The sequence below is a fragment of the Hymenobacter ginkgonis genome (assembly GCF_009755225.1).
Taxonomy (GTDB): Bacteria; Bacteroidota; Bacteroidia; order Cytophagales; family Hymenobacteraceae; genus Hymenobacter; species Hymenobacter ginkgonis.
On record NZ_WQKZ01000004.1, the window covers coordinates 182,188 to 207,525 of the forward strand.

Annotated in this window: 17 protein-coding genes; 8 read left to right on the forward strand and 9 right to left on the reverse strand. The window is 56.5% G+C overall.

Annotated elements, in window-relative coordinates; translation table 11 throughout:
- Positions 1 to 49: 49 nt before the first annotated feature.
- The 4 genes from recG to mutY all read right to left on the reverse strand — a co-directional run bounded on the left by recG (position 50) and on the right by mutY (position 4,779).
- Complete coding sequence (gene recG / locus GO988_RS16820; RefSeq protein WP_157567672.1) at positions 50 to 2,146, reverse strand: ATP-dependent DNA helicase RecG; 2,097 nt, start codon at positions 2,144 to 2,146, stop codon at positions 50 to 52.
- Between the two features lie 133 nt (positions 2,147 to 2,279).
- Positions 2,280 to 2,876 carry a gliding motility lipoprotein GldD gene (gene gldD, locus GO988_RS16825; protein WP_157567674.1) on the reverse strand — a complete coding sequence of 199 codons (597 nt, stop codon included), beginning with the start codon at positions 2,874 to 2,876 and terminating at the stop codon, positions 2,280 to 2,282.
- 198 nt (positions 2,877 to 3,074) lie between these two features.
- Positions 3,075 to 3,497, reverse strand: a complete 423-nt coding sequence (locus GO988_RS16830) for a single-stranded DNA-binding protein (protein WP_157567676.1) — start codon at positions 3,495 to 3,497, stop codon at positions 3,075 to 3,077.
- A gap of 175 nt (positions 3,498 to 3,672) precedes the next feature.
- A complete protein-coding gene (gene mutY / locus GO988_RS16835; RefSeq protein ID WP_317164901.1) occupies positions 3,673 to 4,779 on the reverse strand; it encodes an A/G-specific adenine glycosylase in 1,107 nt (368 codons plus the stop codon).
- A gap of 188 nt (positions 4,780 to 4,967) precedes the next feature.
- On the opposite strand from mutY, the gene GO988_RS16840 reads away from it, so the two are divergent.
- The 3 genes from GO988_RS16840 (at position 4,968) to GO988_RS16850 (ending at position 8,423) form a co-directional block, all read left to right on the forward strand.
- Positions 4,968 to 5,315 (forward strand): HU family DNA-binding protein, encoded by a 348-nt coding sequence (locus GO988_RS16840; protein WP_317164902.1) that lies wholly within the window; start codon positions 4,968 to 4,970, stop codon positions 5,313 to 5,315.
- A 118-nt stretch (positions 5,316 to 5,433) separates the two neighbouring features.
- Entirely contained in the window at positions 5,434 to 6,369 is a 936-nt protein-coding gene (locus tag GO988_RS16845; RefSeq protein ID WP_198172851.1) for a tetratricopeptide repeat protein, read from the forward strand.
- Between the two features lie 443 nt (positions 6,370 to 6,812).
- A complete protein-coding gene (locus GO988_RS16850) occupies positions 6,813 to 8,423 on the forward strand; it encodes an Rne/Rng family ribonuclease (protein ID WP_157567682.1) in 1,611 nt (536 codons plus the stop codon).
- A gap of 186 nt (positions 8,424 to 8,609) precedes the next feature.
- On the opposite strand, the gene GO988_RS16855 is transcribed toward GO988_RS16850, so the two are convergent.
- Positions 8,610 to 9,302, reverse strand: coding sequence for a porin family protein (locus tag GO988_RS16855; protein ID WP_157567684.1), 693 nt, complete (start codon positions 9,300 to 9,302; stop codon positions 8,610 to 8,612).
- An 82-nt stretch (positions 9,303 to 9,384) separates the two neighbouring features.
- On the opposite strand from GO988_RS16855, the gene gldB reads away from it, so the two are divergent.
- Both gldB and GO988_RS16865 read left to right on the forward strand, forming a co-directional pair.
- Positions 9,385 to 10,395, forward strand: a complete 1,011-nt coding sequence (gene gldB, locus GO988_RS16860) for a gliding motility lipoprotein GldB (RefSeq protein WP_157567686.1) — start codon at positions 9,385 to 9,387, stop codon at positions 10,393 to 10,395.
- A gap of 87 nt (positions 10,396 to 10,482) precedes the next feature.
- Positions 10,483 to 11,688 (forward strand): glycosyltransferase family 4 protein, encoded by a 1,206-nt coding sequence (locus GO988_RS16865; RefSeq protein ID WP_157567688.1) that lies wholly within the window; start codon positions 10,483 to 10,485, stop codon positions 11,686 to 11,688.
- Between the two features lie 184 nt (positions 11,689 to 11,872).
- Here GO988_RS16865 and GO988_RS16870 read toward each other — a convergent pair whose 3' ends face one another.
- The 4 genes from GO988_RS16870 to GO988_RS16885 all read right to left on the reverse strand — a co-directional run bounded on the left by GO988_RS16870 (position 11,873) and on the right by GO988_RS16885 (position 14,988).
- Positions 11,873 to 12,142, reverse strand: a complete 270-nt coding sequence (locus tag GO988_RS16870; protein WP_157567690.1) for a hypothetical protein — start codon at positions 12,140 to 12,142, stop codon at positions 11,873 to 11,875.
- Between the two features lie 182 nt (positions 12,143 to 12,324).
- Positions 12,325 to 12,711: a response regulator gene (locus tag GO988_RS16875; protein WP_157567692.1), complete on the reverse strand. Its 387-nt coding sequence runs from the start codon at positions 12,709 to 12,711 to the stop codon at positions 12,325 to 12,327.
- 11 nt (positions 12,712 to 12,722) lie between these two features.
- Positions 12,723 to 13,796, reverse strand: a complete 1,074-nt coding sequence (locus tag GO988_RS16880; RefSeq protein WP_157567694.1) for a PAS domain-containing sensor histidine kinase — start codon at positions 13,794 to 13,796, stop codon at positions 12,723 to 12,725.
- A 217-nt stretch (positions 13,797 to 14,013) separates the two neighbouring features.
- Positions 14,014 to 14,988 carry an AAA family ATPase gene (locus GO988_RS16885; protein WP_157567696.1) on the reverse strand — a complete coding sequence of 325 codons (975 nt, stop codon included), beginning with the start codon at positions 14,986 to 14,988 and terminating at the stop codon, positions 14,014 to 14,016.
- Between the two features lie 184 nt (positions 14,989 to 15,172).
- Here GO988_RS16885 and GO988_RS24660 point away from each other — a divergent pair, with 184 nt between their 5' ends.
- From GO988_RS24660 to GO988_RS16900, 3 genes are all read left to right on the forward strand, one after another.
- Entirely contained in the window at positions 15,173 to 20,404 is a 5,232-nt protein-coding gene (locus GO988_RS24660; RefSeq protein WP_157567698.1) for a translocation/assembly module TamB domain-containing protein, read from the forward strand.
- A gap of 6 nt (positions 20,405 to 20,410) precedes the next feature.
- On the forward strand, positions 20,411 to 22,789 hold the full coding sequence (tamL, locus tag GO988_RS16895; RefSeq protein ID WP_157567700.1) for a translocation and assembly module lipoprotein TamL: 2,379 nt from the start codon (positions 20,411 to 20,413) through the stop codon (positions 22,787 to 22,789).
- Positions 22,790 to 22,963: 174 nt separating this feature from the next.
- The gene (locus GO988_RS16900) at positions 22,964 to 25,066 is read left to right on the forward strand and encodes a M13 family metallopeptidase (RefSeq protein WP_157567702.1); all 2,103 of its coding nucleotides are present in this window, start codon (positions 22,964 to 22,966) and stop codon (positions 25,064 to 25,066) included.
- Positions 25,067 to 25,338 lie beyond the last annotated feature (272 nt).

Here is a 25,338-nt window from a genome sequence, read left to right on the forward strand (position 1 = left end):
AAAAAAAGCGACTTCTTTTCGAAGTCGCTTTTTTTATGCTCGTTGCTTCCTAGCTGATACGGCTCCAGTTTACGGCTGTGGCCGGCAGGCTCTCGATGTGACGGCGCAAATTACCATTTTCAGGCTTGGCCAGTTCCGGGTCTTCGTTGAGAATAGTTTGGGCGGCGGCTCGGCTTTCGGTGAGGATGCGGCCATCCTTGGCCAAGTCGGCAATGAGCAGGTCGAGCACACCGCTCTGCTGCGTACCCATCAGGTCGCCGGGCCCGCGCAGTTTCAGGTCAATGTCGGCGATTTCGAAGCCATTGTTAGTCCGCACCATCGTTTCGAGACGAGTGCGGCTGTCTTTGCTCAGCTTGTAGCCCGTCATCAAGATGCAATAGCTTTGGTCGGCGCCGCGCCCTACCCTCCCCCGCAGCTGGTGGAGCTGCGAAAGGCCGAAGCGCTCGGCGCTTTCAATTACCATTACGGAAGCATTGGGCACGTTCACGCCCACTTCGATAACGGTAGTGGCCACCATTACCTGGGTTTCTTTATTCACAAAACGCGCCATCTCGAAGTCCTTTTCCTCGGCTTTCATGCGGCCATGCACGATGCTGATTTGCATTTCAGGAAAAGCCCGGCTCACGCTTTCGTAGCCATCGGTTAGGTCTTTGTAATCCATCGTCTCGCTTTCCTCAATGAGCGGATATACGATGTATACCTGCCGCCCCAACGCCACTTGGTCGCGGATGAATTGAAACACTTTCAACCGGTTAGCATCGTAGCGGTGTACCGTCACGATGGGTTTGCGGCCGGCGGGCAACTCGTCAATCACGCTCACGTCGAGGTCACCATAGAGCGTCATGGCCAGCGTGCGCGGGATGGGGGTAGCCGTCATCACGAGCACGTGCGGGATAACGTATGGGTTTTTTTGCCAGAGCTTCGAGCGCTGCGCCACACCAAAGCGGTGCTGCTCGTCCATAATAGTCAGGCCCAGATTGCGGAATTGCACCACGTCTTCGAGCAGCGCGTGGGTGCCCACCAGCATCTGCATAGTGCCCTCGCGCAACTGCTCGTGCAAGATGCGCCGCTGCGAGGTGCGCGTGCTACCCGTGAGTTTGCCTAAGTTGATGCCTAGTTGGTCGGCATATACTTTTAACCCTTGGTAGTGCTGGTCGGCCAGAATTTCGGTGGGCGCCATCAGGCAGCTTTGGGCACCGTTGTCGGCGGCCATCAGCATCGAGATGAAGGCCACAATGGTTTTGCCGGAGCCCACGTCGCCCTGAAGTAGCCGGTTCATCTGCTTGCCTGCGCAGAAGTCCTTGTAAATCTCGTGAATAACTCGTTTTTGCGCCCCAGTCAGGTCAAAGGGCATAATGTTTTTATAGAAGTGCACCAGTGTTGGCACTTCGCTAAAAATCTGGCCCGATAGCGTTACCTTCCGCTGGTCTTTCTGGCGCAATAGCTTAAGCTGCACGTAAAATAGCTCTTCAAACTTGAGCCGAAACCGCGCTTTCTCCAGCATATCCGGCGACTGCGGAAAGTGAATTTGCTGCAAGGCGCTTGCCTTGCTCATCAGCCCATAGTGCTGAATAAGGGCCGGCGAGAGCGTTTCCGTTACTTGGGGTAGGGCTATCTTTAACAAGTCGCCCACCATGCGCATAATAGCCTTGCTATCAATGCGGTGATAATTTTTCAGCTTCTCGCTGGTATTGTATACCGGCTGCAAAAAGCTCTGGCCGGGCTTCTGCTCGCTTACTTCCTCCAAGTCAGGGTGGGCCATTTGAGGGCGGCCGTTGAACATCGTTGGCTTGCCGAATACGATGTACTCCTGGTGGTTTTTAATGACCTTTTCGAGGTAGTTCACTCCTTTAAACCACACTAACTCCAGTTCACCGCTGGCGTCGCCCACTTTCGCTACCATGCGTTTTTTAGGGCCTTCGCCAATTATTTCGCGCCCGCGCAGAATGCCCTTTACCTGCACAAATGGCAAGTCATCATGCAGGTCTACAATATTATAAAATTGCGTACGGTCGAGGTAACGAAAAGGGTAACGCTGAATAAGGTCGCCGTAGGTGAATAAGCCCAGTTCCTTCCCCAGCAGTTGAGCCCGTTGCAGCCCTACCCCCCGCAAATATTCGAGCTTGGTATTGAAAAAATTACTCATCTCTCAGGTAGCAATGAGAAAATTAAACGCTTAAAAGAACGTCATGCTGAGCTAGCCGCAGCAATCCGCTCGCACCGTCGAGGATGCATGCGAGATGCCGCGGCCAACTCAGCATGACGTTTTATTTTATAGCTTATTTATATTTTAACGTGTTCAGCAGCTGAATCATATCATACTTTACGTACTCAATCACCGGGGCCAGCGAGTCGTTGGCAGTAGCAGTCCGAAAGTATAATGCTGCTCGAAAAAAATGCTTGGTGCTGTCAGTAGTATAAAACTGAAACTGGCTTGGCACTTCGCCTTCCAGCTCAAACACAGAGGCCCGCATGCCATTGGGCGTGCGCAATATCTTTTCCTCAATTGAAGTCGCCTTTATTTGATGCTTGCCGGTGAGTTTGCGCGCATCCTCCATCATCTTATTATAGAGTTGGCGGTTGCGCACCACGTTGGTATAGGTAATCTGCACATTGGCGTGCAGCGCAGGGTAATATACATTTAGCCAGTCGGGCTGCGCCAGGTACGAAGAATCGCGCAACACCTTCGCAGACTGCGAGTACTCGAACGTATACGGGTGGCCAGACGCCAACGTCCGGTAGCGATGGGGGGGTAGGTCGATGCGGTTGTAGCCCTTCGGCTTGGGTGTAAAATCGGGGGCCGACGAACAAGACGCCAGTAGACTAGCTACCCCCGCCGCTAGGAGCGACCCTCCCCAAAAACGTACAACACTCATATACTAGGTAGAAGCCAAAAGAAACTCAAAGATAGACCACGGATTAGTGGGGCCTTAAGCGGATTTCGCGGATTGTATAGCCGGCGCACCTTCCATCAGCGTTGTCTCGATAGGTAAACAACACAAAGGCCGCTCATAAGAGCGGCCTTTGTGTTTGCCAAAGTGTGGCAGAGATGCGCCAATTACACAATCTGTGGTCTAGAAGGGTAGTTGGTCGAGTTCGGGCTCTTGGCGGAGGCTCACATTTTCTTCAGCGCCTACGGCGACTGGTGCGGCACTGCCACCCCCGGGGCGGCCACCGAGCAGCGTGATTTCGTCGGCGATAATCTCGGTAATGTAGCGCGTCTGCTGGTCTTTATCCTGATACTGGCGAGTGCGCAATTTACCTTCAACGTACACCTGGCTGCCTTTTTTGAGGTATTTCTCAGCTAGTTCGGCCAAGCCGCGCCACGCCGAAATGTTGTGCCATTCGGTGCGCTCCACGCGCGTGCCTTGCTTATCCTTATAGTATTCGTTGGTGGCGAGCGTGAAGTGCGCCACGCTGTTACCACCTTCCAAATGGCGTACCTCAGGGTCTTTACCCAGGTTGCCTACCAAAATTACTTTGTTGATTCCGGCCATGATGTTAGCTGGTTGAGAGTTAAGGGAAAACCTACTAGCAGCGCGGGGCTTTTAGTAGATTAAAATTACGCATTTCACTTCGCTTTTGCAAATAAAATTGGCATTTTTTACCAATATGAATAGCAAATAAAAGTTGCCACTAATCATCTCTTACCCCCTCTCATATACTACTATTTTATAACGCTTTAGCTAAGTAGTTATTTATAAGAGCCGATTTAGGCAATGCCTCAATTTCGGCGGCTGAGTAGGCCCGTAAGCCCGTGTCGCGCTGCGTAGTTTCGGGCAAGGCAGCCGCAAGCTCTAAAGCGTGGAAACGCGCTTCTATCTTTTGATGGCTCAGTATATGGCGCAGCGCTGGCGCTGGCCTTCCTTCAGTTACTTTACTAGTAGTAAGCACGCTGCCTAGTGCTTTTACATGGCGCAGCACCTCAGCGGCCGGCATATCGGCGGCATCGGTTTCGGCTAGCGCAAAGTCATAAAGGCCCTGCCAAATATCACCGCTCAAACGCTCCTTTAAGTAAAGTTGCTCGCCGTGGCGCAGCACAAAGTAATGGAAGTAGCGTGTGCGTGCTGCTTTAGCCTTGCTCTTGATGGGAAGCAGCGCCACTTGCCCATGCTGAAATGCCCAGCACTCACTTTGCAGAGGGCAAAACAAACAGTCGGGCTTGGCCGGCGTGCACTGTAGCGCTCCAAACTCCATAATAGCTTGGTTGAAGTCGGCCGCATGGGCCGGTGGCAGGTGTTGGTCGGCCACTGCTTGGAATTCTTTGCGCGAAGCAGGCGCGGCGATGTCGGAATGCAAGCCGAAAATGCGGGCTAAAACCCGAAAAACGTTGCCATCGAGCACCGCCACTGCCTCGTCGAACGCAAAAGATGCAATAGCTGCTGCCGTGTAGGGCCCTACCCCTTTCAGCTGCCGCAAGCCCGCGTAAGTGGCCGGAAATTGGCCACCAAACTCGCTTACCACCTGCTGAGCGGTGTGGTGCATATTGCGGGCTCGGGAGTAGTAACCCAGGCCTTGCCAGTGCCGCAAAACCTCCTGTTCAGGTGCGGCTGCTAAATCATGGACGGTGGGGTAAGACGTCAGAAAATCAAGGTAATACGGTGAACCCTGAGCCACGCGCGTCTGTTGTAAAATAACTTCTGAAAGCCAGATGGCGTAAGGGTCGCGGGTATGCCGCCAAGGCAGGTCGCGACGGTGGCGCGGATACCAAGCCAAAAGGGCTTGTGCCAGAAACGAAGGGCGATGCGTTGAAGCAGTTGAATGAGTCAAAGAGAGCAAAATAATGAGATAGAATACCTTGGCTAAAGGAGAAACTTGAAGTTTTCCATTGGCCGAACAACAATTAAGGAGTACCTTTGCGCTCCGTTTCAGATGGCGAACCTCCTACCGGGCAAGGGATTACGCTGAAAACGGGAAGCTTATCCGCCTGATATTTTTTTTTTCACTTCCAGTACCCCCTTACCAACGTGACCAAAGCTGAGGTAATTTCCGAAATTTCGCAGAAAACCGGCATCGAGAAAGCCGATGTCCTGACGACCGTCGAAGCCTTCTTCAAAGTAGTGAAGGATTCGATGACTGAAGGTCATAACATTTACGTTCGTGGCTTCGGCTCATTCGTGAACAAGAAACGTGCTCGTAAAGTAGCCCGTAACATCTCGAAAAATACGTCGCTCATTATTGATGAGCACTTCATTCCAAGCTTCAAGCCGAGCAAAACTTTTGTTGCCAAAATTAAAGGCAGCAAAAAAATCACCGGCGAAACTTCGGACAAAGCCCCTAAGGCCGCTAAAGGCCCTAAAAAAGCTAAAGCTTAGTTCTAGTTGTGTTTGTTGAAGTGATGGGGTGATGAGGGCGCCTACCCCCACCTACGGGTGGGCTGGTAGTTTCGCCACTCATCACCCCATTATTTTACTGCTCTACCCCTCCTCCGGCATGGCCTCTGTTTCTCGAACCGGTACACACCAGCTGCTGCTGCTGGCCGGCGCTATTGCGCTGGCGGGCGGCCTTTATGCATTGCCCAAGGGCATTGTGAAGCCTAAAGCTGGCAAAGCTGAGTTGAACCAGGACGCAGCACAGACCGCTACCCGCGATGGCGGCGGCATGGCAACCAATGGGTCGAAGGCCGATGATTCGTCGGGTCCACGCCCTGCTGAAACAGGCACGGTGGGCGGTGAAGGCGGTGCTACAGCGGCCGCACCACACACCCAGGCTACCCCCGCTCAGCGGCAGGAGCTAAATACGCTACTGGCTCAGTATAAGGCAGGTGCCAATGCCGCTACCCGCCGCCCGGTAGCCATTACGCTGGCTGAACGCTACGCTACGGTGCAGCGCTTCGACAGCGCTGGCTACTACCTGGCCACGGTGGCCACAGCGCAACCCAGTGAAAAAGCTTGGCAACAAGCTGCTGATGCTTACTTCCAAGCCTATAGCTTCGCAGCTTCTGATGAGCGCAAGAAAATGCTTGGTGGCAAAGCAATGGAGCTGTACGACAAAGTATTAGCAGCTAATCCAAGTAACCTGGATGCTAAAACTAACCTGGGCATGGCCTACATGAGCAGCGACAACCCCGTGAGAGGGATTACGCTGCTGCGTGAAGTGCTAGAACAGGACCCTAAGAATGAGAAAGTTCTTTACAACCTCGGTATTTTGGCCATGCAGAGCAATCAGCTGGACCGGGCTGCCGAGCGTTTTGGAGAACTTGTAAAAGTGAATCCAACCAACGTAAATGGCCAGTTCTACCTGGGTATTGCGTTGTCGCGTACTAACAAGCCTGCCGAAGCCCGGCAGGCCTTGCTCAAAGCTAAGAGCCTTAGCAACGACCCAGCCCTTGCGGCTTCAGTTGACGAGACCTTGGCAAAGCTTAAGTAAGAATTAAGCTTGCCGAATCAGGACTTATTCGTAAGTACCGAGTCCTAATGAAGTAACTTTGATTCCTGACTTTCAAATCCTAATTTTTAACTCTTAATTCCCCAGACGATGCCCTGCGGTAAAAAACGTAAACGCCATAAAATCGCCACTCACAAGCGCAAGAAGCGCCTGCGCAAAAACCGTCACAAGAAGAAGTAATCTTCTGACTTAGTGCGGTGTAGGGAGTGAGCAGCTGGCTGTTAAAGGTTAGCGGCTCGCTTATCTCTCACTCACGTAGCCTCCGCCACGCGGACGACTACCGTGGTGCGCCAAGCTACCCCAGGGGGGTAGTGGCCGTGGCTCGCGAGGGAAGCTAGGACATTACTGGTCCTGGCTTCCCTTTTGCCGGTTTCGGGGCATACCGTGCCAGCATGGTAGCGGGGCTATACTAACCAACCAATACGTTGAGCAATGAACTAATAATCAATTCGACCCCCGAGGGCGAGCGGATTGCCTTGCTCCAGGATAAACGGCTGATAGAGTATCACTTCGACCGTAATGACACCAACTACGCAGTAGGTGATATCTTCCTGGGTACGGTTCGCAAAGTAATGCCGGGCCTTAATGCAGCGTTTGTGGATATTGGCTCCGAGAAGGATGCTTTTCTGCATTATGGCGATTTAGGCGAACAATATCCCTCTCTCCAGAAATGGGTAAATGGGGTGATGAAACACCAGATTTCAACAGCCGGGCTTGAAAATTTCAGCCAGGAAGCGCTATTGGATAAGGTTGGCAAAGCCGAAAGTGTATTCAAAAAAGGCCAGCCGATGCTGGTCCAAATTATAAAGGAGCCTATTTCGACGAAAGGCCCGCGGGTGAGCACCGACATTTCGATGGCCGGCCGCTACCTCGTCCTGATGCCGTTTACGAACAGCATCAGCGTATCGAAAAAAATAGTGAGCAAGGCTGAGCGCGACCGTCTCAAGCGCCTTATTGCCAGCATCAAGCCCGAAGGTTTTGGCGTTATTATCCGCACCGTAGCGGAAGGCCATGAAGTAGCCGAACTAGACCGCGACATGCAGAGCATGGTCGAGAATTGGGAAAAGCTTTACGCTAATCTGCGCAAGGGCCAATCGCGCGATAAACTGCTCGGCGAGTTAGGCCGCACTTCTTCGATGCTGCGCGATATGCTCAATGAGTCGTTTGACTCGATTGTGGTTGATACGCCCGCCCGGTTTGAAGAAATGCGGGATTATGTGCAGAAAATTGCCCCCGACCGCGCCGGTTTGGTTAAGCTGCACAATAATAAGGCGAAGGTGTTCGAACACCTGGGTATTGAGAAGCAGCTTAAAACGCTTTTCGGTAAAACAGTAAGTGTGCCGGGTGGCGGCTACCTTGTAATAGAGCATACCGAAGCGCTGCACGTAGTAGATGTTAACTCCGGCTCGAAGAGCAACCAGGAGAACGACCAAGAGGCTACGGCACTCATGATTAACCTATTGGCGGCGAAGGAGGTAGCACGCCAATTGCGCCTGCGCGATATGGGTGGCATCATCGTAGTGGACTTCATCGATATGCGCGCCGCCGAGAGCCGCAAGAAGGTGGAGGATGCGGTGTATAGCATCATGAAGCAGGACAAGGCCAAGTTTACTATCCTGCCCATCACCAAGTTTGGGTTGATGCAGATAACCCGGCAACGGGTACGCCCGGCCGAAACCATCGTGACTGGCGAAGTTTGCCCTACTTGCGGCGGTACGGGCAAGATTTCGGCTTCCATCCAAGTGACGGACGAAATTGATAACAGCATCGACGACCTGTTGGTGAACCAGAACCAGGCGGGCATCACACTGTATGTGCATCCTTTCCTGCACGCTTTCTATACCAAAGGCTTAGTGAGCCGGCAAATGAAATGGTATTTGAAGTACTACAAGTGGGTGAAGGTGATGAAGGATACTTCGCTCGGCCTTACCGACTTCCGCATCGAAGACGAGCACGGCGAGCAAATTGAATTGCACTCGGCTTCGGCTGCCATGGCGCGGGCGCAGGACCGGGAAGTAGTTGAAATCACCGAATAAGCTACGGAGAGAAGTTTTAGCAAATCTCACGGATTTTACGAACATCGGGGAAATTATCTCCTGATTATACCTAACAAGAAAGGCTACCCGCTTGGGTAGCCTTTCTTGTTAGGTATTGGTAAGGGTAGCACTTCAATGCCATCCACGCAATTCGTGGAATTCACTAAAATTCGCGCTAATCAGTGCTTAGAATTTCAAGCCGAGGTCGAGAGCAAATAAGCTGTTTTTAATATTGACATCGCTAAAACCACGGTTTTTTTCGAAGTAGCGGTCAAAGTCAACTAAGCCGTGGTGGTAGCTGATGCCAGCCAGCAACTTAGTGCTTTGGCCTAGTTGATACTCTACCCCGGCCCCACCAATTAGGTTAGCATCTATATCTAGGATATGACTGCCTGCTTTCGTTTGGTTGTTATTGTCGTAGGGGTCGGTATAGTACTTCTCACCGTCGATACGTGCCTGCACTGGCACGGCCAACGAGCCGCCCACTTGAAAATAAACACGCGTATCGGGCGCTACCTCATTCGTAAATAGCTTCACGGTAAGTGGCAATTCCAGGTACTGCAAGCTTATTTTTTGCTCTACGCGCACACCAGTGGTTCCTCCGCTTGGGGAAACAGTCCGGTCGTTATAGCCAATTGTGCCGCCTTTACCCGTCAAAAACAAGCCCGTGTTGAAGGCATAATTTTCGCCAAAAAAGTAATCGACAAAAATTCCGCCGCCGAAGCTGAGCTTGGCTTTTTCAGACGTGAAAGACGTGGAGGAAGGCGAATCGGGACGCAGATACGTAATGGACGGCGATACTTTCAAACCAATTTCTACTTGCGCGAAAGCAGCGGGGGCTACTGCCAGCGCAGCAAGCGTTAAGAATAGCTTTTTCATAAGGTAACTAAATTATTGCCCGCCTTCTAGGAACGGTACACGACGGTGGAAAGGTGTAATTTTGTACAAAAATACCTTGCGCTTGAAAATCTCTGCCTACCTCTCGGCTTTTTTACTAGTATTTACTGGGTTGCTAGCGGGTTGCCGCCAGGGCTCGGAAGCGGGTTGCCGGCCCGACCCAGCCTCGGGCCAGCCCCCTACCCCCCTGCACGTAGAGCACCTAGAGCGGGCTTTCTTCCAGATTAAAAATCCTGCTGAAGGGTTGCAATTTGTGCGGGCGCACCCGGTTTTTGCGCGCTATTATTTGCAGGCGGGGCAGGCACCCGTCGATACGCTGGCTAAAGCGCTGGCGCTGCTGGCTACTAATGCGGACTTGCAAAAGCTGAACCAGCAAACGGCAGCGGCATTCCCCGATTCGGCGGCGTTGCGGCAAGACATGAGTGCCTTGTTTGGGCGGGTAAAATATTACTTTCCCGATTTCCGCACGCCGCGGGCCGCCACGTACGTGAGCGGGCTGATTGGGAAGGACATCTTTGTAAACGACAGCCTGCTGGTTGTGAGCCTCGATTGGTTTGCCGGGCCAAAGGCCAGTTTCCGGCCCGACTTGCCTCAGTACATGCTGCGCCGCTACCAACCGGCCTACGTGCTGCCTACGCTGGCACTGGCCGTGGCCAGCAAGTACAACCGCCACCAGCTGACGGCCACTTCCGTGCTTGACCAGATGGTGGACCAGGGCAAGCGGCTTTATTTTGCGGGCCAGGTGCTGCCCTGCACCCCCGACTCGCTGCTGCTGGGCTACACGGGCAAGGAGCTGCGCAATGTGCAGTTCAACGAAGCTCGGATTTGGGGGCATTTTCTGGAAAACAACCTGCTGTTTACCACTACCCCCTTTATTATTCAGAAGTATGTGGGCGAGCGGCCCAACGTGCCCGAAATTGACCGCACCTGCCCCGGCCGGGTAGGCCAGTGGGTGGGCCTGCAAATAGTGCGCAAGTACATGGCCGAACATTCGGATATGACGCTGGCTAAGCTTATGGCTGAGAAAGACGCCCAGCGCATCCTGAATGACTCGCATTACCGGCCAAAAAAGTAAGGGTCAATGAACCGTAAACAGTGAGCAATTAGCCGGCTTGTTCGTCCATAATTACGCCTTGTTCATTGCTCACTGTTCATTGAAACTATGCACATTGCCGTTTTCAGCCAGTACCATACCAGCCCCGACTGCCCGGCGACGAGCCGGCACTACACGCTGCTGACTGAAATCGCCCGGCACCACCGCGTTACGCTGCTCACTACCCCTGCTTGGCGCAGCCAGCAGCTCACCCACGACTTTGCCTGGGTGCCGCCGGGGGTAGAACTGCGGGAAGCTACTATCCCGTATGAGAATAAGATGGGGCCGGCGCGGCGCGCCCTGGCTTTTGCGCAGTACGCGGCTTGGGCCTGGCGGGCGGGACGGCGCATTGCGCGGCCCGATGTGGTATGGGGCATCAGCACGCCGCTGACGGCGGCCTGGGCTGCTGCCCGAGTGGCGCGGAGTTGGCGCGTGCCGTGGGTATTTGAGGTGCAGGATTTATGGCCCTCGTTTCCGGTGGCGATGGGGGCCGTGCCCACTGCGCTGGCTCGCCAACAGCTATTTGCTTTAGAAAAACGGCTCTACGAAAGCGCGGCGCACATTGTGCCCCTCTCACCCGATATGAGCCATTACGTGGCGCAGCTCGGCATTGCACCGAGTAAAATCACTACCCTCCTCAATGGCACCGACCTAAACCTAGCGGCCCGCGCTACCCCCCTCGCCGTGGCCGAGCTACGCCGTACACAGGCGCTAGCCGGCCAGCGGGTAGTGCTGTACGCCGGCACATTTGGCCGGGCCAACGACATGCCGACTGTGGTAGCGGCCGCCGAGGCGCTGGTAGCGGCCGACCCGGCCGTGACATTTCTCTTCCTGGGCCACGGCTATTACGAGCCCTTGGTGGCGGCGGCGGCGGCGCGCTGGCCGAGGCGCATTCGGCTGGTGGGAGGGCAGCCGCGCCACGCAGTATTTAGCTGGTTTGCGCTGGCTGAAGTGGCCGTGGTATCGTTTCTGGATATGCCCGTGCTGGACACAAATTCTCCGGCCAAACTCTACGATGCGCTGGCCGTGGGCACGCCAGTGCTTGTAACCAACAAAGGCTGGACTAAAACCTTGGTGGAGCAGCATCGCTGTGGCTGGTACACCCCGGCTGGTGATGCCGCGGCGCTCGCCGCCCAGCTGCAGGCCGTGCTAGCCGACCCAGCGGGCCTGCGCGCTGCTGGAGAGCGCGGACGTGAGCTGGCGCAGACTGAATTTGACCGGGTAGCGATAGCCGGCCAGATGCAGGCGATTTTGGAGCGCGCAGCCAGGGGCTAGTCGGCTCAGGCAGCTAACTAATTTGCAATCAATACATAACTGTAGCTAGCCGGATGATTCGCCTGGGCACGTGCTTGCATAGTAGCTTGGTGCTTTGCTCAAGAACACTGGTATTAGCTACGCAAAAGCCCGACTGCAATTGCTTGCAGCCGGGCTTTTACACGTATTTAATAGGTAGTTAGGACTACTTAATTTTGGTTTTGCGACCTTTAGCTTTCACTTTAGCATCAGCGGGTACTACCGTGGTAGGGGCTACCGTAGTAGTATTCGGGTTGGTGGTCGTCGTGGTCGACTCAACAGTGGTCGAAGCCGGCGTATTGATGTCCTGCGTTGACGTCGGAGTCGTTTGCGCAGGCGTGGTGGTGGTTTGGCGGGTAGTGGTCGTGCTGGTTTGGGCGTTTGCCGAATAAGCACCAGTTGCAAGCAAGGCAGTTAAAACAAGAAGCTTTTTCATGAGAGCGAGTGTTTCAGTGAATGAGTAGCAGTGCGCTAGCAGAAAACTGTTTGCGCATTGCCTTTAACGTAGCCCTACCGATAAGGTTGATAGTTCTTCATTAACCGTCCATCTACTACTAGGCCTAGGGGGCTTAGTATATAATGGCCCCAAAACCAACCCGAAAGCCCGCAAACGGACTGCTATTGCCGCAGCCGGGCCTGGATATCCTGAATTTTCTGGTAGTCTAGCGGCTTATGCAACAGCGCTACTACCAGCGGATTATCTTTGGCGCGGGCTACATCGGCGGGGGCCAGCGAGGAAGTAAGGATGTAGATAGAGCACCGCTGCTTCAGTTCTTCTTGCTGGGGCTTGAGGGCTTCTAAAACATCCCAGCCGCTGAGCAGGGGCATATTCAAGTCAAGCAAAATGACTTCGGGGAGAGCTTCTGTGGGGGCTTGCTGCAAAAAGGCTAGCGCTTCGGCCGGCAACAGAAAGGTGGTAAGGCAATCGGGTAGCCCCGCGCGCTGGAAAAGCCGCTTTACTAAGAACACGCCGGTTGGGTCGTCGTCGATGAGGATAGTCTGCATGGCCGGGCTGTTTAGCGTAAGGTTAGGGTGAAGCGCGTACCCTCACCAAGCTGGCTGTGTACCTCAATTTGTCCGCCCATGTTTTCTACGTGCGTCTTGACTAAGTAGAGGCCTACCCCCCGCCCAGACAGCTTCGTATGAAACCGCTTGTAGAGCTTAAAAATGTCGGCGCCGGCCTGCTCCTGGTCGAAGCCCACGCCATTGTCGGTTATTGTCACCACTTGCCTACCCCCCCCATCGCGGATGGCGGCAATGGCGATGTGCAGCGGCCGCTGGTCGGAGCGATACTTAATAGCATTGGTCAGCAGGTTAAAAAAAATGCTGTACAGGTACGCCCGGTTGGCCTGCACCCGCATGTGCTGGTCAATTTCTATTTGCGTCGTGCCACCACACTGGTCTAGCACGTCTGCTAAGTCCTGCAGAACCTGGCTTATAATTTCCTGGAGCGGCACCGACTCGGGCACTGCTAAGTGCTGCTGGTCGCGGATGGTGAGGATGGTATTCATGTCGCGCAGCACCAGGTCGAGTTGCTGCAAGTTTTGCTGCAAGTACTGCCGCGTTTCCTCGAAAAAAGGCGAACCCTGCTCCTCCGTACTCAGCAATTCTACCAGCCCAACGGCATTGGCCAGGGGCGCGCGCAGGTTGTGCGAAACGATGTAGGCAAACTGCTGTAAGTTCTGGTTTTGGACGAATATTTCCTCCTGGTGCTGCGTCTTTTCCGTGATGTCGCGCGCTACCATATGCACGCCTACCACCTCGCCCTCTTGGCGAAGCGGTATTTTCACCACGTCCCAGTGCCGCGGAGCCGACTGCCCTTGCGAGGCAAACACTTCAAAGCGTACCGTTTTGCCAGCGATGGCCTCCCGCAGTTTCTGCGTAAATATGGGCTGGGCCCGCAGCGGCAAAAAATCGCTGTAAGGCTTGCCAATTACCTGTTCCTTCGACTTTTCTACCACCGCCAAAAACGCGGGGTTAGCATCTAGGATGATACCAGCAGGGTTCTGATAAAGGACCAGTTCAGGGGTATTTTCAAAAAGCGAACGAAACCGAACTTCGCTTGCGGCGATGGGAGCACCAGCATCCATGTGCGTACTTCTATTACTATATGGACTGGCTGACCTCTTAGAAAACCCAGTAGCAAACCAATAGAGTTGCCAAGGCTATACGGGCTATTTTGGCTTTGAGATGTATTTATTACGGGCAGTTGCAAAGGCTGCATGCCAACACAAATCGGCCAGCATACCGGGGTTTAGCTCCGGCCTGCTGGCTGGCATAGTAGCAGGGGGTAGGGCGAGCGGCGACCTACGAGATTGGCACCTTCCGCAAAATAGCCTCAATCAGGTCGTGCGTACGTATACCGTCGGCCTCGGCTTCGTAGGTCATCAGAATGCGGTGGTTCAGCACATCCTGGGCTACATCCTTGATGTCTTCGGGCAGCACATAGTCGCGGCCGTCGAGGTAGGCCACGGCGCGGGCGGCGCGGTGCAGTGCAATGCTGGCGCGCGGGCTAGCTCCAAACTGCACGGCCTGCGCAAACTCGGGCAGGTCGTAGTCGGCGGGGCGGCGCGTGGCGAATACTAATTCGATGAGGTACTTCTCGAGCGTATCCGAAATCTGTACCTGGTTTATTTGGTCGCGGATGCCAAAAATATCTTCCTTGGTAAGCACCGGCTGCACATCGCCCTGAAACCCTAGGTTGGCCATGCGGCGCATCACCTCCAGCTCGTCGGCTTTTTTGAGGTAGTCGACGTGTACCTTCAGCATAAAGCGGTCTACCTGGGCTTCGGGCAGGGGGTAGGTACCTTCCTGCTCCACGGGGTTTTGGGTGGCCAGCACCAGAAAGGGCCGGTCGAGCAAGTACGTGGTTTCGCCAATGGTTACTTGGTTTTCCTGCATGGCTTCGAGCAGGGCGCTCTGCACCTTGGCCGGCGAGCGGTTGATTTCGTCGGCCAGCACGAGGTTGGCGAAGATGGGTCCTTTTTTTACTTCAAAAACCGACTGGTTCTGGTTGTAAATCATGGTCCCTACCAAGTCGGAGGGTAGCAAGTCAGGCGTGAACTGCACCCGCTGAAAATGCAAGTGCAGCACTTGTGCCAACGTAGAGACGGTGAGGGTTTTGGCCAGGCCCGGCACGCCTTCCAGCAAGATATGGCCGCCGGTGAATACGCCAATCAGCAGGCGGCTAACCAGCGTGCGCTGGCCCACAACCACTTTTTCCATCTCGGCAAAAGCCTGGCGAATGAGGGGGCGGTAGTCGAAAGAAGTAGTAGGCTGCATAAGGGCAAAGTAACGGCAGCCCGCTCATACCAAAAGGCCTACCCCCCTTCGTTGAGTTAAGAGAACCGGGAGTGGTATTAAGGTGGACATTACCCAACCCCTACGGCCGGTTTTCCGTTTGGAAAGCCATAATTATGTTTCTTTACCAAGCTAATGTTGGCTTGGCCTACCTTTCTATTTGCCTGTGTCAGTTTATCTACGACGCTTTTTGTACGTTGTCTTTGGCTTGCTGGCACTGATACTGGTGCTGGCAGTGGGCGTTTTTGTGGCTGTGCAAACCCCAGCGGGCCAAGACTTTGTGGCGCGTCGCGCCGAAGGCTACTTGCGCGGCAAACTCAAAACCGAGGTTCGGCTCGGCACATTTCGGACAGATTTTCGCCACGCCATCAATTTTGATAACGTGTACTTGGCCGACCAGCAGCGCGACACGCTGCTCTCGGTAGGCCACCTTGGGGTGAGCGTCGATATTTGGGCGCTGCTGCACAAGCAAATCAATATAAAGGACGTGGAGCTGAACGACGGCCGCGTGCGCCTCACCCGCACCGAACCCGACAGCGTAAACAATTACGACTTTATTATTCAGGCCTTTAGTGACCCTACGGCGCCCGTTGACACGACTAGCTCGGGGCTGAAATACGACATCGGCAAGGTGCACCTGACCAATATTTTGTTCACGCAGCAAGACCAAGTGGCCGGCTCCGACCTGCGCGCCAAGCTGGGCGAGCTGCTGGTGAACATGGACGAGGTAGATGTGGATAACTCTGTGTATAAGGTGGATAACGCCGCCCTGCGCCACGCTGCTATCTCGATGGGCCAAACCAAAACTGCTCCCGAACTCGACGATAAAAAGCCTGAGAAACCACTGGACCTGACATTTGGCCTGAACAAGGCGACGCTGGAAGATGTGGCGTTTGTGTATAAAAACGAGCCGGCGGCCCAGTACATCAACACCAAAATTGGCCTGGCCGACGTCACAGCTAAAAACATCGATTTGGCTAACGAGCGCATCGACCTCGACAAGTTGACGCTCAAGAATACCACGTTTGCGTACTCGCAAAACAAGAATGTGCCCGTGGAGCAGCGCGTTATCAACCCTGCTGAGGCCGTGCGCAAGGTGGACGAAGCCGCCGACAAAGCCAGCCCTACCCCCCTCAAATGGCGCGTGACCCTGAACCAGTCGGACATCAGCGGGGTAGCGGTGAACTTTGACAATTTTAACGACCCGAAACTGAAAACGCGCTACTCGGCGCTCGACTACAGCCACTTACATTTTACGGGTTTGGTGCTGAATACCCGCGACTTGACCTTCACGGAGAACCGCACCACGCTGCAACTCGACAACCTGGCGGGCAAAGACCAAAGCGGCTTTGAAATAAATTCGGCGCGGGCGGCCGTGGTGTACGACTCGGTACAGATTGGGCTGGACAGCTTGGATTTAGTAACGCCGCATTCGCACATCCGGCGTAGCCTGGGCATACGCTATAAAAGCCTAGCCAGCATCGCCGACGACCTGCCCAACCTGGGGCTGAGCGGCGACCTGCGCGAAACGCGATTGGGCTTCCGCGATATTCTGTACCTGGTGCCGAGCCTGGCCGATACGCCGCCCTTCACCACTGGCCCCACCCAAAGCGTGCTGCTGAGTGGGCTGGTGAGTGGCCGGCTGGGCGATTTGAGCATTCGCAACCTCGATTTTGTGGGGCTGCGCAACACGGTGGTGCAGGCGCGGCGGGCGCACATCATCGGCCTGCCCAACGTGGACGGCCGCCTGTATACGGACTTGGATATTCAGCGCTTTAGCACTACGCGGGCCGATTTGCTGAGCGTGCTGCCCAAGGGCACGGTGCCCAGCAACATCAGCCTACCCCCCACCCTGGCCCTGAGCGGCACGTTTCGGGGGCGGCCCACTACACTGCAATTTGACACTAATCTCAAGCTACGCTCGACCTACGGCAACGTCGCGTTTTCGGGTAAGCTGGGGGCCGCCAAGAATGGCCAGCAGCCGTTGGTGGGTACGTTTGCCGTGCAGAACTTCGACGCGGGCAAATTGCTGAAAAACCCGACCATTGGTCCCATCACGGGTTCGGGGCGCATTAATGCCACAGGTAACTTGCAGGACCCCAGCACGCTAGTGGGTAAGCTGACGGCTAATGTTCAGAGTGCCCGCTACAACGGCTATACTTACCACGGCGTAACGGCCGCCGTAGACATCGACCGTAATAAGTACGTTATTGCAGCGAGCAGCAAGAACGACCCCAACCTCGACCTCGACCTAAAAGCTGTGGTGAACCTGCGCGATAGCCGCAACCCCAGCTACGAGGTGACCTCGCTGAATTTGCGCGGCGCCAACCTCACCAAGTTGGGCTTCTACACGGGCGGCGACCTGCGGGTGCAGGGCAACCTCACGGCTAATCTGCGCGGGGCCGATGCTAACTCCATCAACGGCACGTTTAGCGGCAATAACATTGTCATTGTCAACAACAACCAGCCGTTTCCACTGGATTCGGTGAGCGGCAGCATCGTGCAAACGGCGGCTCGCACGGCGGTGAAATTCAACTCCAACGTCGCGGACATTAACCTAGATGGCAACGTGCACTTGGGCGACTTGGCCACGGAGCTGCAACGCCACATCAACCGCTACTTCCGGATGGCGGGCGTGACGCCTTTCCGCGATAACTCGGGTAACCAGCAGTTTACGTATTCGCTGCGCGTGAAGCAAACGCGCCTGCTGCGCCGGTTGGTGCCGGGCCTGCGGCGGCTGTCGCCCTTCACACTAGCCGGCGACTATAGCCGCGCCGCAGCCCGCCTCACGGCCAACACCAGCATTCCAATTATTCGCTACCAGAACTACCGGCTCGATTCGCTGCGGCTAAACGTGGACTCGGACCCGCGCAAGCTAGACTACGCGTTGCGCCTCGCGCAGGCAGGCCAGGACACGACGCTGCGATTGCGCCGACCCAGCATTGTGGGCAATGTGGCTGATAATAAGATAAATACACGCGCCTCCATCCTAGGCGACTCCACTAACAAAGAGCGGCTGGCTTTGGCCGGCGCGCTCGAAGTGCTGAACCAGCGCGGCGGCGATGCTTTCCAATTTGTGGCCGCGCCCGAGCAGATTATCAACTACGACACCTGGACGGCAGGCACCGGCAACTACGTGCGCTACAACGCCGACGGCACCATTGTGGCCAATGCGCTACGCCTCGCCAACGGCGGGTCGGCACTGGTAGTGCAAAGCCAAAACCCAGCCGTGAACACGTCGCCGCTGGCCGTGCGCTTCGAGCAGTTTAACCTAGCTGTGGTGGGCCGTGCCATTGGCATGGCCGACTCGACGTTGGGCGGTACGCTCAATGGCGAGGCAGTGGCCCGCAACTTGGGCACCAAAAAGCAGGCTTTCACGGCCAACTTGACCATCAAGGATTTGCTATACAGCAAAACGGTGCTCGGCGACTTGGCGCTGCAAGCCAATAACCCCGTGCCCGACCGCTACGACGTGAACGCCCGCCTAACCGGTGGCGGGGGCAACGACGTGACGGTGCGCGGTGCCTACCGCACCACCGGCACTACCCCCCTCGATTTTGTGGTGGACGTAGCGCGCCTCAATGTGAAGACTGCTGAGCCGTTCTCGGCGGGTCAAATTAGCAAGTCTACCGGCTTCCTAAATGGGCAGCTAACGGTAGCTGGCACTACCAGCGCGCCGCAGGTGCGCGGCCGCCTTACTACCTCGGCTGATGCCAGCTTTGTGGTGCCACAACTGGGTTCGCCTTTCCGGCTGGTGAGCCAGCCCATTGTGTTTGATGACAAAGGCATTGCCTTCAACAACTTTACGGTGCTTGACTCGGCGGGCAACAAAGCGGTGGCTAATGGCTACCTGCTCACGCGCAACCTGATAGACTACAACTTCGACCTGCGCGTGACGACTGACAAGTTCTTGGCCGTGAAGAGCACCCGTCGCAACAACCAGCTTTATTATGGCCGGCTGGTGGTGGACTCCGACACGCGTTTGACCGGGCCGCTCACACTCATCAAGATTGATACCCGCGCCACGGTAGTCAACGGCTCGGACCTAACGGTAGAAAACCCGGCCGCCGACCCTAGCGTGGTAGCCCGCGAAGGCATTGTGCAGTTTGTGGATAAGAGCGTTAAAATCAATCCGATGCTGGCTAAGAAGCTGGCCGCGGCCGATTCGGCGGCTAGCGCTGGTGCGATTGGCTACGACATCACGGCCCAGATTACGATTACCGAGAAGACGCCTTTCACCTTCGTAGTGGACCCTGTGAGCGGCGACAACCTGCGCGTGCGGGCGGCCGGCACCGTCACGGCCACCATCGACCCCAGCAACAACATTACCCTCAACGGCCGCCTCGACGTGCGCCAGGGCAAGTACAAGCTCTCGCTCTACGGCTTGGTGACGCGCGAATTCATCATTGCCCGCGGCTCGTCGATTGCCTGGACCGGCGACCCCTACAACGCCGACCTTAACCTCACGGCCATTTATAAAGTGAAGGCAGCCCCGGCTGACCTGCTGGCCGCGCAGGGCACGCTCGATGCCACGGCCCAGAACGTATCGCGCAATGGTCTGAACTTTAACGTGCTGCTGAAAGTCACTGACCAACTCAGCAAGCCCACCATTGGCTTTGACATTACCCTACCCCAGTCGTCGCTCAATAGCGCGGTCGGGAACGAGGTAGAGGCCGTGCTGGGCAACTTGCGCCAGCCTAACCAAACTTCGGAGCTGAGCAAGCAGGTATTTTCTCTACTCGTGTTGGGGCGCTTTATTCAGCAGAACCCGTTCCAGTCGGCAGCGGGTGAGGGGATAGTAGCCAGCCAGTTGCGGGGCTCCGTAAGCCAGGTGCTCACCGACCAGTTACAGAGCCTGACCGGCAAATACCTATCAGGCCTGGGCCTCGACCTGGGCGTGACCAACCAGGCAGATTACAGTAGTGGCTCCAACGGCTCGCGTACCGACCTGAATGTGGCCGTGCGCCGCCAGCTGCTTAACAACCGCCTCACGGTGCGCCTGGGTACCGACGTGCCCCTGAGTGGTGGCACCGGCAACCAGACCAGCAACAGCAACGTGAGCAACTTCGCCGGCGACCTTAGTCTGGAGTACACCCTACTGGCCGATGGCCGCCTGCGCCTGCGCGCCTTCCGCCAGAATGCCTACGAAGACATCGATGGCGCCATTGTGCGCACGGGCGCCGCGCTGGTATTTCAGCGCGACTATAGCAGCTTCCAGGAATTGTTTGCCAAGGTGAGCCGCCAGGAAAAAGATATACGCCACGAAGCGCGCAAGCAGGACAAGCTAGACAAAGAGGAAAAGCAGCGCCGCGACCAGCAACTGGCCGACTCGGCCGCTAACACGCACACTACCACCATGCGCCGCGACACCACGCGCCGCCCAGCTACCGCCAATTGATTTAGAATGATGTATTTACCCTCTCCCAGCCCACTTCCGGTGGGCCAGGAACAACCTGCTTTACGCCCCCACCCTACCCCTCGCATTCGGCGTGGCGGCTTGGCAGTGGCCCTGTTGCTAGGGCTACTGGGCTCGTGCACGGGCCTGCGCTACGTGCCCGAGGGGCAGAAGCTTTACACGGGTAGCAAAGTGATTATCAAGTCGCCCGAGAAACTCAAAAACCAATCGGCGCTGCAAGCCGAACTCGAAGCCCTGGTGCGGCCGCAACCCAATTTTTCGATTCTGGGGCGGCGGCCGAAGTTGTTTTTCTGGCACCTAGGGGTAGGCAAGAGCAAGGGTATTGGTCACTTTTTGGCCGGAAAATTTGGCGAAGCCCCGGTGCTCATCACCCAAGCCCAGCCCGCTAATACCCAAAAGCTAATGACGAACCGGCTGGAAAACCGGGGCTATTTCCACGCCTCTACCAGCAGTGAAATAGTACAGCAGGAGAAGACGGCCCAGGTGAATTACACTACCACGCCGGGCCGGCAGTACACGATTCAGGAAATTCACTTTCCCGAGCGCGACACGCTGGTTGATGCGGCTATTCGCAGCACTCAGGCGGGCACCATTCTGAAGGTAGGCGACCCCTACGACCTCGACATTCTGACCCAAGAGCGCCTGCGGGTAGACCAAGCCCTGAAAAACCAGGGCTACTACTACTTCAATCCCAGCTACATTCTGTTTCAAGTAGATAGCACGTTGAATGGTAAGGTCAACGTTTTTTATAAAGTGAAGGCCGACGCGCCCGCCAAGGCTACCCGCCCCTACTGGCTGAAGACGGTGAGCTTGAACACCGATTACGTCCTCACCGACACGGTGCGCCGCGAACCCGTTCGCTACCAGAAGTTTCTGTACTACCCCGACGAAACCATGTTTAAGGCGCGGGCCATTACGCGGGCGGTGTTCCTGACGCCCGACAGCCTATTCCGGCTGCGCCGCCGCGACCAAACCCTGAGCCGCCTGATGAGCCTGGGCACGTTTCGCTTCGTCGAAATCAAGTTTAAGCCCTCGGCCGCCGGCGATTCGGCTGGTCGTGGCCGCCTCGACACCGATATTTTGATGACGCAGCTTAAGAAGAAGAGCGTGCGCGCCGAGCTGCAACTGGTGAGCAAGAGCAACGGCTTCACCGGGCCGGGCCTCACGGTATCGTACCGCAACCGCTCGGCTTTTCGCGGTGCCGAGCAGCTGATTGTCAACGCCGTAGCCTCGACCGAAACCCAAACCAAAGCGCCCGCCGGGGCCGAAAGCCGCAATAATACCGGCCTTATTTCCAACGAGTTCGGCATCAATGCCCAGGTTATTGTGCCGCGGCTCATTGCCCCACAGCTGCCCTTTCTGAATCCGCGGCTCGTGAATTCCGACTTCCAGCCTCGCACCAACTTTGGCGCGGGCATCCGCTACGTGACGCGCACGGGCTATTTTGCAACCACCAGCTACTCAGCCAACTATGGCTACAGCTGGAAAACTAAGATTACCAACGAGCAGGAGTTGAAGCTCGTGGACCTCTCCTATAACGCTGTTTCGACCCAGCCCGTTTTTGATACGCTGCTGATGCAACGGCCCTTCCTGCGGCAGGCCTACCAGTCGCAGTTCATCCTGGCCAGCTCGTACCGCTACACCTACAACCAGCAAGTGCTGGAAAACCGCCGCCAGCAGATTTTCTTCCAAGGCATTGCCGAGGTGAGCGGCAACGTGGCCAACGCGCTGAGCGGCCTCGTGGTCGGCTCCAAGAGCCCTACCGAATACTATACTATTGCCAACCAGCGCTTTGCGCAATACGCTAAGTTCGACCTAGAGCTGCGCGAATACTTTCGCATCAGCGACGACCCCAAGTCGGGCAACCGTATTGTGGGCCGCCTCCAGATTGGCATCGGCCTACCCTACGGCAACTCCAGCGGCAGCTCGCTGCCCTATTTGCGCCAGTACGGCATCGGTGGCCCCAACTCCATCCGGGCCTACGCGGCGCGCCAGATTGGGCCGGGCTCGTACAAGCCCACCACCTCCGACTTGGCCAGCAGCTTCAGCTACTACGACCAAGTGGGCGACCTGCGCCTCGAAGGCAACCTCGAATACCGCCAAGATTTGTTTCCCTACGTGAAGGGCGCCGTATTTATCGATGCGGGCAATATTTGGCTTGTTAATAACGACCCCCAACGGCCGGGCGGGCAGTTTCAGGCCAGCACCTTTCTCAACCAGTTGGCCGTGGGTACGGGGGTAGGGCTGCGCGTAGATGTACAGTTTTTCGTTATTCGCTTCGACTACGCCATCCCGCTGCGGGCCAATTACGGCACGCCCGACGACAAAGCCGGCCGCCTCAACCTGGCCATTGGTTACCCCTTCTAGCAGGCGCCACAAGTGCTTTTTGCTTGATTGAACAGGGCTCGTTGTTTCGGCAACGAGCCTTTTTTTGTGCTGGCGGCAGCCGCAGCTAAGCCGGTATCCTCCGGGCTCTCCTTCCTTTCTAGTTTATTTGCCTCAGCATTTTACCTCAAACGTCCTACCCCCGCTCGTCCTCCTATGGCCAAACTTCCTATCTTACTAAGCTTAAGCGCCGGGCTACTGGCCGTAGCGGGCTGCGCCGGCAGCCGCCCGGCGGCCCCCGCCACGGCGGCCACTACTACGGCCCCTACCCCCCCCGCCACGCCCGACCCCAAGGGCGTGGGCCTCGACATGGCCGACCTCGACCGCTCGGTGTCGCCGTGCGATGACTTTTTTGAGTTTTCGGGTGGTAACTGGCTCAAGGCTAACCCCGTGCCGAGCTACGCTACCAGCTGGGGCCCGCGCAACCTGCTGGGTTTGCGCACCCAGGCCACGCTCAAAGAAATACTGGAGGAAGCTGCTGCCAACCGCAGCGCCGCACCCGGCTCTAACGCCCAAAAAGTGGGCGATTTCTACGCTTCGGCCATGGATACGGTAGCGATTGAAAAGGCCGGCCTGGCGCCGCTCAAGCCCGAGCTGGCTCGCATCGCGGCCCTTAAAACCCGCGCCGAGCTGCCCGCCCTCATCGCGCACGAGCAGGACTTGGGCACCGGTGCGTTTTTTCGCGGCGGCGTGCAGGTGGATGAAAAGAATACGACGCGCTACGTTATCGGCCTCGACCAAGGTGGGCTGACGTTGCCCGAGCGCGACTACTACCTGCGCGACGACGCCCGGACGCAGAAAATCCGGGTGGCTTACCAGGCCTACGTGCAGCAGGTATTTGGCCTGCTGGGCGACAACCCGGCCACGGCCCAGCGCAACGCCGCCACCGTCGAGCGGCTCGAAAAACGGCTGGCCCAGGCTTCGCGCACCCGCGTGGAGCTGCGCGACCCGCAGGCCAATTACAACCAAATGACCTTGGCAGCCGCCGCCCAGCGCTACCCCGCCGTGCAGCTACCCAAGCTGTTGGCGGCCATGCAGCTAGGCAAAGCCCAAGAAGTTATTGTGGGCCAGCCGGCGTTTTTTGATGAGCTGAATACGCTGCTCAAAACTGAGCCGCTGGCCGATTTGCAGACCTACATGCGCTGGCACTTGGTGCGCTCGGTGGCGGGCACGCTGCCGGCAGCCTACGTCGAGGCGTCGTTCCGCTACAACCAGGCCCTGACCGGCGCCAAGCTGCAAACTACCCGCTGGAAGCGCGTGCAGGCCGCTACCGATGCCACGATTGGCGAGGCCTTTGGGCAGCTGTACGTCGATAAGGCGTTCTCGCCCGAGGCCAAGCGCAAGGCCTTGGAGATGGTGGGCAACATTAAAGCCAGCCTGGCCGAGCACATCCAAACTAACACCTGGATGAGCGCGCCTACTAAAGCGGAGGCCTTGAAAAAGCTGAACGCGCTACGCGTAAAAATCGGTTATCCTGACCAATGGAAGGATTATTCGGCCCTGACAATCACCCGCGAGTCGTACACGAAGAACGTGCTAGCGGCGCGCCTCTGGGAAAGCAAGCGCGAGGCGGCGCGCTTCGGTGGGCCCGTGGACCATACCGAGTGGGGCATGACGCCGCCCACCATCAACGCCTACTACAACCCGCCGCTGAACGAGATTGTATTCCCAGCCGGTTACTTGCAGCCGCCGTTCTTCGACCCTAAAGCCGATGACGCCGTGAACTACGGCGCTATTGGCGGCGTAATGGGCCACGAAATGACTCACGGCTTCGACGACCAAGGGCGGCAGTACGACGCCGCCGGCAACCTGCGCGACTGGTGGACGCCCGCCGACGCGGCCGAGTTCACGAAGCGCGCCAACATTGTGGGCAAGCAGTACGATGCCTTTTCGCCGCTCGACTCGGTGCACGTGAACGGCAAGCTCACGATGGGCGAAAACCTGGCCGACTTCGCGGGTCTCACCATCGTGCACGGCGCCCTCGAAAAGCAGTTGCAGCAGCGCTACGGCAGTGGCCCGCGCCCCAAGTACGACGGCTTCACGCCCGAGCAGCGCTTCTTTTTGAGCTGGGCTCAGTTGCGCCGCACCAACATCCGGCCCGAAGCCCTGCGCCAGCAAATTCTGACTGACCCGCACTCGCCGGGCCAGTACCGCACCATCGGGCCCATTATGAATATGCCGCAGTTTCAGGCGGCCTTTGGCTGCAAAGAGGGCGACAAGATGACGCGCACAGCCGCCGACCGGGCCGTTATCTGGTAGTTTTTTCGACCTCCCTACCCCACTAAAAAAGGGGCACCTGCCGCGGCAGGTGCCCCTTTTTTAGTGGGGTAGGCCTAGTAGCGCCGCGCTAGGGCTTCCTAGCAACTGGCCGTGCAGTATTGAGAAGTTTTGTCAGCTATCGCAAACGTTTGGGGCTGCTATCACAAACGTTTGGGGTGAAAAATCAGCTTAGTTAACTAGGAAACAAGCATTTATATTGCCCTTCAGCCTTCTACTTTTAGCCCGCGCTTAGGGCCATTAGCCTACGCGGT